The sequence below is a fragment of the Streptomyces sp. NPDC031426 genome, assembly GCF_055581585.1.
In genome coordinates, this window is record NZ_JBVIJE010000014.1 from 14,556 (window position 1) to 29,093 (window position 14,538).

The window sequence follows — 14,538 nt, forward strand, 5'->3', positions numbered from 1 at the left end:
GCCTCCTTAGCTCAGCTGGTCAGAGCACCGCTCTTGTAAAGCGAAGGTCGTCGGTTCGAATCCGACAGGGGGCTCCAGACAATTGGGCCGACCTGGGGTTTCCCTCAGGTCGGCCCGCTCGTTCCAGCTCGCTCAGTGCCGTCCCGCCACCTGGTCCGCCACCTTCGCCAGCCGTGAGGACTCCGTCCCCGGGCGGAGGCGTTCGCGCTGGTCGGCGGTGCGGTAGGTGGCGTACATGCCGTGGACGCCGAGCCAGCGGAAGGGTTCGGGTTCCCACTTGCGGACCTTGTGATTCACCCAGGGCAGGTCCGTCAGCTCGGTGCGGCCGCCCTGGCCGGAGTCCTGCTGGACCAGGTCGCGCAGGGTGCGGGCGGCCAGGTTGCTGGTGGCGACGCCGGAGCCGACGTATCCGCCGGCCCAGCCGAGGCCCGTCGAGCGGTCGAGGGTCACCGTGGCGCACCAGTCGCGGGGCACGCCGAGGACGCCCGACCAGGCGTGGGTCACGCGGAGTCCGGTCAGGGCCGGGAAGAAGCGGGTCAGGATCTCGCGGAGGGCCTCGATGGTCGCCTGCTGCGTGCGGCCGTCGTTGTCCGTCCTCGATCCGAAGCGGTAGGGCACGCCCCGGCCGCCGAGCGCGATCCGGCCGTCGGCGGTGCGCTGGGCGTACATGTAGGCGTGGGCCATGTCGCCGAGGGTCTCGCGGCCGTCCCAGCCGATGGAGGCCCACTGGTCCTCGGTCAGCGGCTCGGTGGCGATCATCGAGGAGTTCATGGGGAGCCAGGTGCGCTTCTGGCCCTTCAGGGACGCGGTGAAGCCCTCGGTGCAGCGCAGGATGTAGGGGGCGCGGACCGTGCCGTAGGGGGTGACGACGTGCTTGGGGCGGATCTCGGTGACCGGGGTCGACTCGTGGATCGTGACGCCGAGGGCCTCGACGGCCGCCGCGAGGCCCTTGGCCAGCTTCACGGGGTGCAGTCGGGCGCCGTGCGGGGTCCAGGTGGAGCCGACGGCGTCGGCGATGCGGATGCGTTCGGCGGTCTGGCGGGCGCCGTAGAGTTCCCGGTCCTTCTCGCCGTACGACAGCTCGTGCTCGTGGAAGGCCTTGAGGCGGCCCAGTTGGGCGGGTGTGGTGGCCACTTCGAGGACGCCGCCCTGGTGGATGTCGGCGTCGATGCCCTCCGTCTCGGCCGCCGCGATCACCTCGGCGACGGTGTCGTTCATGGCCTTCTGCAGGCGTACGGCGGCTTCGCGGCCGTGCAGCCGGGCGTACCGGTCGCGGCCGGCGACGCCGTTGTAGAGCCAGCCGCCGTTGCGGCCGGAGGCGCCGTAGCCGCAGAACTTCTGTTCCAGGACGGTGATGCGGAGGTAGGGGGCGGCCTTCTTCAGGTAGTACGCGGTCCACAGGCCGGTGTAGCCGCCGCCGATGATCGCGACGTCGGCGGTGGCGTCCCCGGGCAGGGGCTCGCGTACCGCGGAGAGGCCGTCGTCCGCGTACCAGAAGGAGATCCCGCCGTTGACGACACTGCTTGCCGTACTGCTCATGGCCGGGACGTTAACCCCTCGGGGCGGTCAGTGTCTCCTTCGGATTCCACGCTTTTCCGCGGCCTCTGGTCAGCGGGTAGCAGGCCAGTCCGATCAGTAGGGAGGCGAGGTGGCCGAGTTCGGTGAAGGTGCGTCCCGCGGCCAGGGGCAGGGTGAAGACGGTCAGGATGACCAGAAGATACGCGTACCGCCAGGGGAACGCGAAGCGGTAGGTGAAGACGCCGATGACGCCGGCCAGGGCGTAACTGACGCCGATGTCGAGGGTGTTGACGGCCGAGTGCGGGGCCATGCCGTCCCGGATGGCCTTGAGCAGGGCGCCCTCGCTGATGAGGGTGGCCAGGACGTGCGCCAGGGCGCACACCGCGAACCAGCGGGCCGTGCCGAGCCAGCGTTCGGCGGGCGCCTGGAACACCGTGTACAGCAGGACGTAGGGAAGCCAGCGGCCGCTGTCGATCCACATCGCGCTGGCCACCAGGACCCGCACGGGATTGTGCGACAGTTCGTGGATATTGGTCGACCGCTGCCGCAGGAAGTGCTGCTCGAACTCCGGCGACATCTGGTGCAGTGCGACGGTCGTGACGAACAGGACCGCCAGCCACACATACGTGCCGGGAGCGCTGCGGATGTACGCCCATACGTAGCCGAGGCCCCGGTTGATTCGCATGAGCCGATTCACGCACGCCAGTATCGTCCGGCCCGTGATTGACATTCCCGGCGATCTTGCGGTGTCCAGGAGATGGAGTCCAGGAATGCAGGGCCCTGCCGGTCGTCGGGCCCGACGGCGGCCGTGGGGCCGTCACGCGTGCGGCCGTCGTGGTCATCTCGCGGCTGCCGGCCCGTCTGGGATCCGCACTTCGAGAACGTGTCGGCCGCCGACCGCGCGGGGGCGGCACGCCCCGTCATGAAGGGGGCGGCCGCTGGAGATCGCGCGCCGGCTCACCGGTTAGCCTCGCGGCATGATTCGTACCGCGACACCCGCCGACCTCCCCGTCATCCACGCCCTGATCCGTGAGCTGGCCGAGTACGAGAAGGCCCCGCACGAGGCTAGGGCGACGAAGGAGCAGCTGCGGGAGGCGCTGTTCGGGGAGCGGCCGGCGGCGTTCGTCCACATGGCTGTGGACGACGCCACCGGCGAGGCCGTGGGGTTCGCGCTGTGGTTCCTGAACTTCTCGACCTGGCGCGGGGCGCACGGGATCCATCTGGAGGACCTGTACGTCCGGCCGGGTGCCCGTGGCGGCGGGCACGGCCGGGCGCTGCTGACGGAGCTGGCGCGGATCTGTGTGGAGCGCGGGTACGAGCGGCTGGAGTGGTCGGTGCTGGACTGGAACCGGCCCGCGATCGGCTTCTACGAGGCGCTGGGTGCCCGTCCGCAGGACGAGTGGACGGTGTACCGGCTGACGGACGGGCCGCTCGCGCAGTTGGCGTCAGATCACTGACTCCGCTACCGGGGCGTCGGCCGGCAGCCCCTTCTTCGGCGCCCTGGCCGTGACCATCAGGCCGGCGGTCAGGCCCGCCAGGAGCATCACGCCGGACGCCCACCAGATGGCGACGGTGTAGCCGTGGACGACTCCGGCCGGGACCACGAGGGCCTTGGGTGCGCCGATGCGCAGGTGGGCGGTGATGTAGGCGGTGCTGCTGGTGGTGGCGATGGTGTTGAGCAGCGCCGTACCGATCGAGCCGCCCACCTGCTGCGAGGTGTTGACGGTCGCGGAGGTGACGCCGGAGTCGCGGGGGGCGACACCGGAGGTCGCGGTGGCGAACACGGGCATGAAGGTCAGGCCCATGCCGAGGCCCATGAGGATGAGGGCGGGCAGGATCTCGGTGGGGTAGGAGGAGTGGACCGTGATGCGGGTGAGGAGGGCCATGCCGCCGCCGGCGATGATCATGCCGGGAGTCATGAGCATGCGCGGGGCCACGTGTTGCAGCAGCCGGGCGGAGATCTGCGTGGCGCCGATGATGATCGCGGCGGTGAGCGGCAGATAGGCGAGGCCCGTCCTGACCGGCGAGTAGCCGAGGATGATCTGCAGGTAGTAGGTCATGAACAGGAACAGTCCGAACATGCCGATCGTCGCGAGCATCATGGTCAGGAAGCAGCCGGCTCGGTTGCGGTCCTTGATGATGTGCAGCGGGAGCAGGGGGCTCGGGGCGCGGTTCTGCCACCAGACGAACGCGGTGAGCAGGAGCAGTCCGCTCGCGAACAGGGCGAGCACCAGGGAGTCGCTCCAGCCGCGGGGCTGCGCCTCGCTGAAGCCGTAGACGATCGCGACGAGTCCGCCGCAGCCGAGCAGGGCGCCGGGGACGTCGAGGCGGGACTCGCGGTGGCCGGGGCGGTCGTGCAGGAGGGCGAAGGCGCCGATCACGGCGAGCACGGCGATGGGCACGTTGACGTACAGGCACCAGCGCCAGTTGAGGTACTCGGTCAGCAGGCCGCCGACGATGAATCCGATCGCCGAGCCGCTGCCGGCGAGGGCGCTGTACACGCCGAAGGCCTTGCCGCGTTCGCGGGGGTCGGTGAAGGTCGTGGTCAGCAGGGAGAGCGCCGAGGGCGCGAGGACGGCGGCGAAGGCGCCCTGGAGCGCGCGGGCGCCGAAGAGCATGCCGGAGCCGGTGGCGGCGCCGCCGAGCGCGGAGGCGACGGCGAAGCCGACGAGTCCGAGGACGAAGGTGCGTTTGCGTCCGACGAGGTCGGCGATGCGGCCGCCGAGCAGCAGGAGGCCGCCGAAGGCGAGGGTGTAGGCGGTGATCACCCACTGCCGGTTGCCGTCGGACATGTGCAGGGCGTGCTGGGCGGAGGGGAGCGCGATGTTCACGATCGTCGCGTCCAGGACGACCATCAGCTGGGCGAGGGCGATGACGACGAGCGCCCACCAGCGGTGCGGGTCGGTCGCCTCCGGGGCCTGTCGGGGGGTTCCGGTCGCACCCGTTCGGCCGTTGGTCATCTGGCCAGAAGACCATGAATCTGGGCGTATCGCATCCGTGTGTGCGTTCCGGCTGTTCGGGGCCTTCGGCGTGGTTTTCGGCGGGCGTTTCATGGTTCCAGTACCACCTTTCCGATAGTGCCGCGGTTCTCGAGTGCGCGGTGCGCCGCGGGTGCGTCCGCGAGGGGGAAGCGGGTGACGGCGGGGCGCAGCCGGCCGTGCGCGGCTTCGGCGAGCCCGCGCAGTTCGAGCGCGCGCAGTCCGCCGGCCCTGCGGAGCATCTCGGGGCCGAGCACGGAGCGGGAGACGCCCTCGACGAAGTGCCCCCGCGCCCTCTGCGATGCCCTCCGCCGACCAGCCGAAGACCAGGTGCCGCCCGCCGCGTCCGGGGAGGGCGACGGCCTGCCGGGCCGCCTCGCCGCCGACTCCGTCGTAGACCATCGAGGCCTGCCTCGCCCCGAGGTCGGCCCGGACCTTCGCGGGCCAGGCGGTGTCGGTGTAGTCGACGGCGAGGTCGGCGCCGTTCGCCCGGACCCGGGCCGTCTTCTCCGGGCCGCGCGCGAGTCCGATCACGGTGGCGCCGGCGTTCTCGGCGCCCGCCTCGGCGGCGGTGAGTCCGGCGAAGCCACCGCCGACGACGGTGAGGCGGTGCATGGGGCGGTGCATGAGGTGGGCCCTCCCTCGGATCGGTACACCTGGTCCGTGTCGTACGGGTCTGTCGGTCCGTAGGTAGGACTGTTTGGCGGGGCCGGAATGTGACATCGCCTGGGTTTGCGCAGGTCAGACGGATTGTCAGTGGTGGGGTGCAGCATGGGGGCATGGCGAGGAGAGCAACGGGCGGCCGTGCGGCGGGCCGGGCAGCGGTGAAGGGCGCGCGGCGGCCGGAGCTGCGGCTGCCGTCCCTGGAGCCGTGGTCCGGTGGTGAGTTGGCGCCGGACGGGGACTATGACGGGCTGGTGTTCCGGGACGCCGATCTGACCGGGCAGGACGGTGTGGGCGCCCGGTTCATGGACTGCGCGCTGACCGGCTGCGTGGTGGAGGGCACTTCGCTGGGCCGGGCCAGAGTCCTGGACTCGGTCCTGGCCGGGCTGCGCGGGGTAGGCACGCATCTCGCCGAGTCCACGTTCCGGGACGTCGAGCTGATCGACGCCCGGCTGGGCGGCACGCAGTTGCATGGCGCCGTCCTGGAGCGGGTCGTGGTCCGCGGCGGCAAGATCGATTATTTGAATCTGCGTGAGGCGCGCCTCAAGGACGTGGTCTTCGAGTCCTGCGTGCTGGTCGAGCCGGACTTCGCGGGCGCGACGCTGGAGCGGGTGGAGTTCGTCGACTGCGCGCTGAGAGAGGCCGACTTCGGCAGCGCGACACTGAAGGACGTGGACCTGCGCGGCGCCGCGCCACTGGAGATCGTGCGGGGGCTGGACCGACTGTCGGGGGCGGTGATCAGCACGGGCCAACTGCTGGATCTGGCACCGGTGCTGGCGGCGGAGCTGGGGATCCGGGTGGAGTAGGCCTCACTGCAGTCGCGGAAAGCGGGCCTGGAGGGTCCAGATCGCCGGGTTCTCGGCCAGGTCCTCATGGAGGTCGGTCAGGTCGGAGATCAGGTCGTGCAGGAAGTCGCGGGCCTCGCGGCGCAGTTCGGCGTGGGAGAAGGACAGCGGGGACTCCTCGTCCGGCACCCAGTCGGCGGTGATGTCCACCCAGCCGAAGCGGCGCTCGAACAGCATCCGGTCGGTGGACTCGGTGAAGTCCAGCTCCGCCCGCTGCGGCCGGGCCGCGCGGGAGCCCATCGGGTCCCGGTCCAGCCGCTCCACGATGTCGCACAGCGCCCACGCGAAGTCCAGCACCGGCACCCATCCCCAGGCTGTGGACAGCTCCCGGTCCGTCTTCGTGTCCGCGAGATACACATCACCGCAGAACAGGTCGTGCCGCAGCGCGTGCACGTCCGCGCGGCGGTAGTCGGTCTGCGGGGGGTCCGGGAACCGGTTGGAGAGGGCGTAGCCGATGTCGAGCACGGGAGAGATGGTGTCACGCCCCGGCAGCAGCCCCGGACACTCGGATCACTCGTGCCCCGGCACTTAAGATCGCTGACATGTCCAGATCCGTACGCCTTGCGCCGGCCGCCGCGGTCCTGCTCGCCCTCGCCCTCACCGGCACCGCGTGCGACCGCGGTGTGCACGGCACCCCCGGCGGCTCCGGCGTACGCGACCCCTACTTCCCGAAGGCAGGCAACGGCGGCTACGACGTCGGGCACTACGACCTCACCCTCGACTACACCCCCGCCACCCGCCACCTCACCGGCACGGCGGTCATCACCGCCCGCGCCACCCAGGACCTGTCCGCCTTCGACCTCGACCTCGCCGGGCTGCACGTCGACTCGGTCACCGTCGAGGGCAGGAAGGCCCGCTTCAACCGGGCCGGCCAGGAGCTCACCGTCCGCCCGCACGACGACCTGCGCAGGGGCGAGACCTTCCGCACCACCGTCCGCTACTCGGGCACCCCGCACACCCTCACCGACCCCGACGGCTCCAAGGAGGGCTGGCTGCCCACCGCCGACGGCGCCCTCGGCCTGGGCGAACCCGTCGGCTCCATGGCCTGGTTCCCCGGCAACAACCACCCCTCCGACAAGGCCACCTACGACCTCACCGTCACCGTCCCCCAGGGCCTCCAGGCCGTCTCCAACGGCGAGCTGACCGACCGGACCACCAAGGGCGGCCGCACGACCTACCACTGGCACACCGCCCAGCCCATGGCGAGCTACCTCGCCACCGTCGCCGTCGGCCACTTCGACCTCACCCGCGGCACCGGCCCGCACGGACTGCCGATTCTCACCGCCGTCGACCCCACCCAGGCGAAGGCGAGCGAGCAGGCGCTGGCGCAGCTCCCCGACATCATCAAGTGGGAGGAGATCAACTTCGGGCCCTACCCCTTCTCCTCCACCGGCGCGATCGTCGCCCGCCCCGACGACGCCGGGTACGCCCTGGAGACCCAGAACCGGCCCGTCTTCCCCGGCGCCCCGGACACCGGCACCCTCGTGCACGAACTCGCCCACCAGTGGTACGGCGACTCGGTCACCCCGAAGTCCTGGCGGGACATGTGGCTCAACGAGGGATTCGCCACGTACGCGGAGTGGCTGTACTGGGAGGACCACGGCGGCGAGAGCGCCCAGCAGACCTTCATGGACTACTACAACGGCGACGACAAGGCCATCTGGGCCTACCCGCCCGCGAAACCGTCGAGCGCCGCGCACATCTCCGACAGCCCGGTCTACCAGCGTGGCGCGATGGTCCTGGAGAAGATCCGGCAGAAGGTCGGCGACGACACCTTCTACGACATCATCCAGGGCTGGGCCGCCGCCCACCGGCACGGCAGCGCGAGCACCGCTGACTTCACCGCGTACGTGGAGAAGAAGGCCCCGCACAAGGACTTCACCGAGATCTGGCAGGACTGGCTGTACGGCGACGGCAAACCGGCCCACCCGTGACATCCGTGACCGGCAGGCCCGGCCGTCCGTGACGGGCGCGGCTACCGGGCTCCCCGCTCCAGTGCCGCCCGCATCGCCGCCCGTGCCGCCCACGTGGCCTGCGCGTGCTTGAGCCGGTGCTCCTGGAAATCCGGGGTGTCCAGCGCCGGATCGCCCGCCGCGAACACCTCCAGCAGCTTCCGCAGGGACGCGTAGACGTCCTCGACGACGGCCGTCATCTCCTCCGTGGCGCAGATCAGCAGGTTCTCCCGGACCTCGGCGCAGCCCGGGGCGCGGAACGCCTCCCGCACGGCCGTCTCCCGCCGGTCGGCGGGCCCGTCCCGGTGGGCGCCGGCGGCCGTGTGCATGGCCTCGTACGCCAGCCGGTACTTGGTCAGGCAGGCGACGTACAGCTCCCGCCGTTCGCGCCGGTCCGGTCGGGGAAGTCGCCGCTGAGCCGGTGGAACTCACGCTTGGACGCGTAGAGCGCGGTGAGCTCGGCCAGCAGCGGCGGCGGCCACAAGTCCCGGCCGGGGGACAGGAGTTCGAGAATCACAGCGGCAGGCTATCCCTCCGGGGGTGGGTGGCCGAGTGCCCCGCGCCCCTTCAGGCGGGCGGGGCGGGAGCCAGGAGGCGGGCGGGAGCCTTTCGCCGTGGTCGGCCGCACGAGAGGCCTCCGCCCGCCGCCTTCGCGCAGGTCGCTTCAGCAGCGGCCCCTGCTCAGCGCAGCGCCCGGCGTCCGTCAGACGTTGACGCCGAAGTCCTGGGCGATGCCGACCAGGCCCGAGGCGTAACCCTGGCCCACCGCGCGGAACTTCCACTCCGCGCCGTTGCGGTACAGCTCGCCGAAGATCATGGCCGTCTCGGTGGCGGCGTCCTCGGAGAGGTCGTAGCGGGCGATCTCGGTGCCGCCGGCCTGGTTGACGATGCGGATGTAGGCGTTGCGGACCTGGCCGAAGTTCTGGCCGCGGTTCTCGGCGTCGTAGATGGAGACCGGGAAGACGACCTTGTCGATGTCGGCCGGGAGCGCGGCCAGGTTGACGTTGATCGCCTCGTCGTCGCCCTCGCCCTCGCCGGTGCGGTTGTCGCCGGTGTGGACGATGGTGTTGTCCGGGGTCTGCTTGTTGTTGAAGAAGACGAAGTGCGCGTCCGAGTAGACCTTGCCCTGGCCGTTGACCGCGATGGCGGAGGCGTCCAGGTCGAAGTCCGTGCCGGTGGTGGTGCGGACGTCCCAGCCGAGGCCCACGGTGACGGCGGTCAGGCCCGGAGCCTCCTTGGTGAGCGAGACGTTGCCACCCTTGGACAGGCTTACAGCCATGTTGGGAGTCCCTTCCTTGGACATGTGGTGCAGTGCCGTTGAAGCTACCGTCACCGTGAAGAACGTCGAGGGGGGTGCCGGTGGTTCCGGGTCCCTTTACCTTTTTTACCGAGCGGGGGATCCGGAAATCCAGGTGACGCGGACCGGGCCGGCCGGGAACATGGAGGGCATGTCCGGTCCTTACGTCATTCGCGGCTCCGTCTCCCTTCCCGAGGCCGAGCTGATGTGGCGTTTCTCCAGGTCGTCCGGGCCCGGCGGACAGCACGTCAACACCAGCGATTCGCAGGTGGAGCTGCGCTTCGACCTCGCCCGCACCGAGGCGCTGCCCGCGGTCTGGAAGGAGCGGGCGCTGCAGCGGCTCGCGGGCCGGCTCGCCGACGGCGTGGTGACCGTACGGGCCTCCGAGCACCGCTCCCAGTGGCGCAACCGCGAGGCCGCCGCCGTGCGCCTCGCCGCCCTTCTCGCGGAGGCCAGCGCGCCCCCGCCCAGACCGCGCAGGCCGACCCGGATCCCGCGCGGCATCAACGAACGCCGGCTGCGGGAGAAGAAGCAGCGCTCTGAGACGAAGCGGGGCCGCTCGGGCCGGGACTGGTCGTGAGCCCGGCGGGCGCGGGCGGCCGCCGGTCACCCGCGCGGCTGCCGTCGCGCCGGTGAGCCGTCACATTCGCGGCCTGCCGTTCGTCAGTGAGTCAGCGAGTCCGTGAGGCAGCGGACCACCTGGGCGGCGGAAGGGCCGGGCACCCCATGGGCGACGACGAGCGGCAGCACCGCGACGACGAGTTCCTCGCCGAGCGGTTCGAGGCGTACCGGGGGCATCTGCGGGCCGTCGCCCACCGGATGCTGGGCTCGGCCGCGGAGGCCGAGGACGCGGTGCAGGAGGCGTGGTTCCGGCTCAGCCGGACCGACACGCGTGCGGTGGACAACCTCGGGGGCTGGCTGACGACCGTCGTCGGGCGGGTCTGCCTCGACACGCTCCGCTCCCGCCGCTCGCGGGGCGAGGAGCCCCTGGAGACCTGGCATCCCGGAGCCTGCGCCGAGCCGGACCCCGCGCAGGACGCGGTGCTCGCGGACTCGGTCGGGGCGGCGCTGCTGGTCGTCCTGGAGACGCTCTCGCCGGCCGAGCGGCTGGCGTTCGTGCTGCACGATCTGTTCGGGGTGCCGTTCGAGGAGGTCGGCGGGATCCTCGGACGCAACCCGGCCGCCGCGCGGCAGCTGGCCAGCCGCGCGCGGCGCCGGGTGCGGGGCGCGGACGCGCCGCAGGCCGACCTGGCGCGGCAGCGGGAGGTGGTCGACGCGTTCCTGGCGGCCGCGCGGGAGGGGGACTTCGACGGCTTGCTGGAGGTGCTCGACCCGGACGTGGTGGCGCGCGGCGAGGCGGGTGTGACCGCCGGTGCGGCGGGGGTCGCCTCCGGTGCGAAGAGCTTCGCCCATCTGGCCCGCGTGGCGCGTCCCGCGCTGGTCGACGGGGCGACGGGGCTGGTCGTGTATGCCGACGGCCGCGTGGAGCGCATCCTGACGTTCACCTTCGTCGCCGACCGCATCACGACCATCGACATCGTGACGAACCCGGAAGACCTGTCCGAGCTGACCATCGAGCCGGTGTAGCCGGGCATTGGGCGGGGGCGGGCGCCGGCGGGGTGGATGTACGTCTCCGGAATATCCAGGTCACCCCAACTGCCGGTACCGGCCCCGGAAGTACAGCAGGGGGCCGCCCTCCGTGCTCGGGACGCGGGCGGTCAGGACGCGGCCGATGACGAGGGTGTGGTCGCCGGCCGTCACCCGCTGCTCGGTGCGGCACTCCAGCGTGGCCAGCGCGCCGCCCACCAGCGGGGCGCCGGTGGCCTCGCCGCGGATGTAGGGGATGTCCTCGAAGAGCAGCCGGTCGCTGATGCGGCCCTTCATGGCGAAGCGGCCCGCGATGTGCCGCTGGCTCTCGGTGAGGACCGACACCGCCCACAGGGGCTGTTCGTCGAGCAGGTCGTCCATGCGGGCGCCCGTCCGCAGGCTGACCAGGACCAGCGGCGGGTCGAGGGAGACGGACATGAAGGCGGTGGCGGTCATGCCGACGTCCTCCATGCCCGGCGCGCCCGGGTCGTCGGGGTCCAGCGGCGGCTCCTGCGCGGTCACCAGGACCACTCCGGCGGCCAGCCGGGACATCGCGGCCCGGAACTCGTCGTTGCTCACCCCCTCAGCATGCCCGGAAGCGGCGGGGGCGGTGGATGAGGGAGTCTTCAGCACACCCGGAACGCTAGTCTCCGCCCCGCACGGGCAGCATCGGGCCTTCGCCCGAGCCGGGTCCTAGGACCAACGGACGACCGCTGTGTGCATCATGTGAACCGTTACCAAAAGCTTGCGTTCGGTAAACGCACGTGGAAAACACAGAAACTCCACTCAATTGTTCACGTTCACCTGTGACTTGAGTCACAAGAGCCAGTAATTGTTGACCCTGTGTACCGAGTGGGCAGCGCGCTGTGATTCAGTGGCGGGGAAAGCTGAAACGCACCGTAAGAGGCACCCTTAAGAAGCGCCGAAGACAACCCTTGATTCGCTGCGAGGTCTCGGGGGGAGGGCGAGCATGGAGACCGAGTCGGAGCCGTATGTCCGTCTTGCGTCCCTGCGGCAGTTGCACCAGGTCATGGCCGACATGAACACGGCACGCAGCCTGGCGGACACACTGCAGACCGTCGCCGACGGCGCCGTACAGGCCCTCGGGTACGAGATGGCGTGCGTGAACCTCGTACGCCCCGACGGCGATCTCGTCGTCGCCGCGTTCGCCGGGAACTCCGCCGCCGAGGCCCTGATCACCGGCCGGGTCGGTTCCCGCGAGTCCTGGGACCGCCGGCTGACCATGGGCGAGCGCTGGGGCGACCTGGTCTTCATACCGCACACCGAGGGCTGGGTGCTGGACGACGACGACGTCCCCCAGTGGTTCACGGACGGGCCCGCGCCGCGCTTCGAGGACGAGTGGCACCCCTCCGACCGCCTCTTCGCCCCCATGTACACGCCGGGCGTCCCGGGCGGCTCCTGCGGCGAGCTGCTCGGGGTCATCTCGGTCGACCGGCCGCGCAACGGCCGCCACCCCGGCGCCTGGGGCCGCGAGGCCCTGCAGATGTACGCCTTCCAGGCCGCCATCGCGATCAGCAACGCCCGGCTGCGCGCCAACATGCAGCGCGCCCTGGTCCGCCTGGAGCGCGAGCAGCAGGCGCTGCGGGCGAGTGAGGAAAGCTTCAGGCAGGCCTTCGAGTACGCCCCCTCCGGCATGGCCATCGCCGAGATGGGCGGCGACCAGCACGGCCGCATCCTGCGCACCAACGACGCCCTGTGCCGTCTCCTCGGCCGCCCGGCCTCCGCGATGCGCCGCTACTCCTTCTCCGACCTCGTCCACCCCGAGGACATCGGCACGCTGCTGCGGACCTCGGCGGAGGGCGGCCGCGCGGAACTCCGCCTGGGGCGCCGCGACGGCACGTACGTCTGGGTGAGCCTGCGCAACAGCGTCGTCGCGGACGCCGCCGACGGCCCCCGCTTCCTCCTCACCCACGTCGAGGACATAGAGGAACGCAAGCGCCGCGAGCTGCAGCTGGCCCACCGCGCCTCCCACGACTCGCTCACCGGCCTGCCGAACTCCGCCGAGCTGCGCTCCCGCCTGTCCGCCCGGCTGTGCCGGCGCCCGGCCCACGCCGACGAGCTGGAATCCCTGGACGCGGCCTACGGGCACCCCGCCTTCGACGCCCCCGTCGGCCACGGCTTCGACTTCCGGCCGGGCGCGGACGCGTACGACACCTTCGACCACCACGTCCACACCGTCGCCCCCGAGGACGGCCGCGACGACGGCACCAAGGGCCTCGCGGTGCTCTTCTGCGACCTCGACGGCTTCAAGTCGATCAACGACCGCTTCGGGCACAATGCGGGCGACGCGGTCCTCATCGAGGTGGCGCGCAGGCTGTCGCGCGGGGTCCGGGACGGGGACACGGTCGCCCGGCTCGGCGGCGACGAGTTCGTGATCCTCGCCGACGGCCTCGGCCGGGCCGACGCCCAGGACCTCGCCGTACGGCTGCGCAACGAGATCATCCAGCCGATCCGGGCGGAGGGCCGGGCCGTCCGGGTGGGCGCGAGCTTCGGCATCGGATGGGCACACTGCGGCATGACGGCGGACGAAGTGTTGAAGTCAGCCGACGAACGGATGTACGTAGAGAAACGATCTCGTCCCAAACAACATCGGCGCGCCGGATGATCCGCAGGTCAGGGACTTGATGCGATTCGAGTCACCCGTTTGGCACAGTCGGAGCGGGTAGGCTCCCCCTTCAGACCTGTACCGCATCCACTCGCACCCGCTGAGGAGACCTAGGGATGACGCCCGGCGAAAACGGCCCGAGCACGCCCGAGGACGACGACCCGTTCGGCTATCTGTACGCCGACGGCCAGGCCAGAGGGGCCCAGCCGCCGTCCGGCGGTTACGGCTACCCGAACTCGGTCAGCAGGGTGCGGGCGGTCGGCGAGCGGCAGTACGGCCAGCCGCAGGCCGCCTACGGCCAGGGAGTGCCGCAGCAGCAGGGTGCCCACGGCCAGTCGAACGCCTACTACCAGGCCCCCGAGACCCTGCCCGGCGGCGCCCCGACCAGCCGACAGCCGGTACCGCCGGCTCCCGGCCGCCGCGGCCCGAACACCAAGGGCCTGTTGATCGGCGCGATCGCGGTGGTCGCAGCGGTCGTCATCGGCATCGGCATCACGATGCTCAACGGCAACGCGGACGACGGCAAGCACAACAACCAGGCGGGCGGCACCCCGACCCAGTCCCAGAGCCAGAGCCCGAGCCCGTCGAACAGCAAACCGGCGGCGGCCGGTGAGCTGCCGAAGAGCGACGCGAAGGCCCTTGGCCTGGAGGGCGGAGCCACCACGGCGTCCGACTTCAAGGGTGCCAAGGCCGCCGGCGGCGTCTATGTGACGGGCTTCAACCAGGTTGGGGCGAAGGTCACTTGGACCGTCAACGGCATCCAGAACGCCGGCACCTACCGACTGTACGTGCGCTACGGCGTCCCAGGCGCGGACGCCAATGCGACCCTGCTGGTCAACGGCGAGGCGAACACCCAGCCGCTGAACATGAAGAACTTCGGCAACACTCCCGCAGGTGACTGGGAGAAGGGCTGGAAGACCACGTGGGCCAACGTCAACCTGAACGAGGGCACCAACACGATCGTGCTCGCCTGCAATGCGGGCAACCAGTGCAACGCTGTCCTGGACCAGCTCTACATCACCAAGTAGAGGCTGATGCGGTCCGTCAAGCGGGACAGCCGCCGGAGGTATTG

Annotated in this window: 15 protein-coding genes, 1 tRNA gene and 1 pseudogene; 8 read left to right on the forward strand and 9 right to left on the reverse strand. The window is 71.1% G+C overall.

Annotated features, from left to right (window positions below; translation table 11 throughout):
- A tRNA-Thr gene (locus tag ACZ5NH_RS27095) sits at nt 1-77 on the forward strand.
- A gap of 55 nt (nt 78-132) precedes the next feature.
- On the opposite strand, the gene ACZ5NH_RS27100 is transcribed toward ACZ5NH_RS27095, so the two are convergent.
- Nucleotides 133-1,539 (reverse strand): NAD(P)/FAD-dependent oxidoreductase, encoded by a 1,407-nt coding sequence (locus ACZ5NH_RS27100; protein ID WP_468778794.1) that lies wholly within the window; start codon nt 1,537-1,539, stop codon nt 133-135.
- Nucleotides 1,540-1,549: 10 nt separating this feature from the next.
- Complete coding sequence (locus ACZ5NH_RS27105; protein ID WP_468778796.1) at nt 1,550-2,203, reverse strand: rhomboid-like protein; 654 nt, start codon at nt 2,201-2,203, stop codon at nt 1,550-1,552.
- A 292-nt stretch (nt 2,204-2,495) separates the two neighbouring features.
- On the opposite strand from ACZ5NH_RS27105, the gene ACZ5NH_RS27110 reads away from it, so the two are divergent.
- Nucleotides 2,496-2,975: a GNAT family N-acetyltransferase gene (locus ACZ5NH_RS27110; RefSeq protein WP_468778798.1), complete on the forward strand. Its 480-nt coding sequence runs from the start codon at nt 2,496-2,498 to the stop codon at nt 2,973-2,975.
- Here the strand turns inward: ACZ5NH_RS27110 and ACZ5NH_RS27115 are convergent.
- Both ACZ5NH_RS27115 and ACZ5NH_RS27120 read right to left on the reverse strand, forming a co-directional pair.
- Nucleotides 2,964-4,478: an MFS transporter gene (locus tag ACZ5NH_RS27115; RefSeq protein ID WP_468778800.1), complete on the reverse strand. Its 1,515-nt coding sequence runs from the start codon at nt 4,476-4,478 to the stop codon at nt 2,964-2,966. The genes ACZ5NH_RS27110 and ACZ5NH_RS27115 overlap by 12 nt on opposite strands.
- 89 nt (nt 4,479-4,567) lie before the next feature.
- Nucleotides 4,568-5,051, reverse strand: a pseudogene (locus tag ACZ5NH_RS27120) (zinc-binding dehydrogenase); the annotation flags it as partial.
- 224 nt (nt 5,052-5,275) lie between these two features.
- Between ACZ5NH_RS27120 and ACZ5NH_RS27125 the strand changes: the two are divergent.
- The gene (locus ACZ5NH_RS27125) at nt 5,276-5,965 is read left to right on the forward strand and encodes a pentapeptide repeat-containing protein (RefSeq protein WP_468778802.1); all 690 of its coding nucleotides are present in this window, start codon (nt 5,276-5,278) and stop codon (nt 5,963-5,965) included.
- Nucleotides 5,966-5,968: 3 nt separating this feature from the next.
- Here the strand turns inward: ACZ5NH_RS27125 and ACZ5NH_RS27130 are convergent, their stop codons facing one another.
- Entirely contained in the window at nt 5,969-6,469 is a 501-nt protein-coding gene (locus tag ACZ5NH_RS27130) for a hypothetical protein (protein ID WP_468778803.1), read from the reverse strand.
- A 77-nt stretch (nt 6,470-6,546) separates the two neighbouring features.
- Here ACZ5NH_RS27130 and ACZ5NH_RS27135 point away from each other — a divergent pair, with 77 nt between their 5' ends.
- Entirely contained in the window at nt 6,547-7,938 is a 1,392-nt protein-coding gene (locus ACZ5NH_RS27135) for a M1 family metallopeptidase (RefSeq protein WP_468778805.1), read from the forward strand.
- A 41-nt stretch (nt 7,939-7,979) separates the two neighbouring features.
- Here ACZ5NH_RS27135 and ACZ5NH_RS27140 read toward each other — a convergent pair whose 3' ends face one another.
- The 3 genes from ACZ5NH_RS27140 to ACZ5NH_RS27150 all read right to left on the reverse strand — a co-directional run bounded on the left by ACZ5NH_RS27140 (nt 7,980) and on the right by ACZ5NH_RS27150 (nt 9,235).
- Nucleotides 7,980-8,285: a hypothetical protein gene (locus tag ACZ5NH_RS27140; RefSeq protein WP_468778806.1), complete on the reverse strand. Its 306-nt coding sequence runs from the start codon at nt 8,283-8,285 to the stop codon at nt 7,980-7,982.
- Between the two features lie 26 nt (nt 8,286-8,311).
- Complete coding sequence (locus ACZ5NH_RS27145; protein ID WP_468778808.1) at nt 8,312-8,473, reverse strand: hypothetical protein; 162 nt, start codon at nt 8,471-8,473, stop codon at nt 8,312-8,314.
- Nucleotides 8,474-8,659: 186 nt separating this feature from the next.
- Entirely contained in the window at nt 8,660-9,235 is a 576-nt protein-coding gene (locus tag ACZ5NH_RS27150; RefSeq protein ID WP_388630692.1) for a TerD family protein, read from the reverse strand.
- 160 nt (nt 9,236-9,395) lie between these two features.
- Between ACZ5NH_RS27150 and arfB the strand changes: the two genes are divergently transcribed.
- Both arfB and ACZ5NH_RS27160 read left to right on the forward strand, forming a co-directional pair.
- On the forward strand, nt 9,396-9,833 hold the full coding sequence (arfB, locus tag ACZ5NH_RS27155) for an alternative ribosome rescue aminoacyl-tRNA hydrolase ArfB (RefSeq protein WP_388631003.1): 438 nt from the start codon (nt 9,396-9,398) through the stop codon (nt 9,831-9,833).
- 146 nt (nt 9,834-9,979) lie between these two features.
- Nucleotides 9,980-10,840: a sigma-70 family RNA polymerase sigma factor gene (locus tag ACZ5NH_RS27160; protein ID WP_468779050.1), complete on the forward strand. Its 861-nt coding sequence runs from the start codon at nt 9,980-9,982 to the stop codon at nt 10,838-10,840.
- Between the two features lie 60 nt (nt 10,841-10,900).
- Here ACZ5NH_RS27160 and ACZ5NH_RS27165 read toward each other — a convergent pair whose 3' ends face one another.
- On the reverse strand, nt 10,901-11,473 hold the full coding sequence (locus ACZ5NH_RS27165; protein ID WP_468778810.1) for a flavin reductase family protein: 573 nt from the start codon (nt 11,471-11,473) through the stop codon (nt 10,901-10,903).
- 337 nt (nt 11,474-11,810) lie between these two features.
- Between ACZ5NH_RS27165 and cdgB the strand changes: the two genes are divergently transcribed.
- Both cdgB and ACZ5NH_RS27175 read left to right on the forward strand, forming a co-directional pair.
- On the forward strand, nt 11,811-13,466 hold the full coding sequence (gene cdgB, locus ACZ5NH_RS27170) for a diguanylate cyclase CdgB (RefSeq protein WP_388630684.1): 1,656 nt from the start codon (nt 11,811-11,813) through the stop codon (nt 13,464-13,466).
- 116 nt (nt 13,467-13,582) lie between these two features.
- Nucleotides 13,583-14,494 (forward strand): CBM35 domain-containing protein, encoded by a 912-nt coding sequence (locus ACZ5NH_RS27175; RefSeq protein WP_468778812.1) that lies wholly within the window; start codon nt 13,583-13,585, stop codon nt 14,492-14,494.
- The last annotated feature ends 44 nt before the right edge of the window (nt 14,495-14,538 follow it).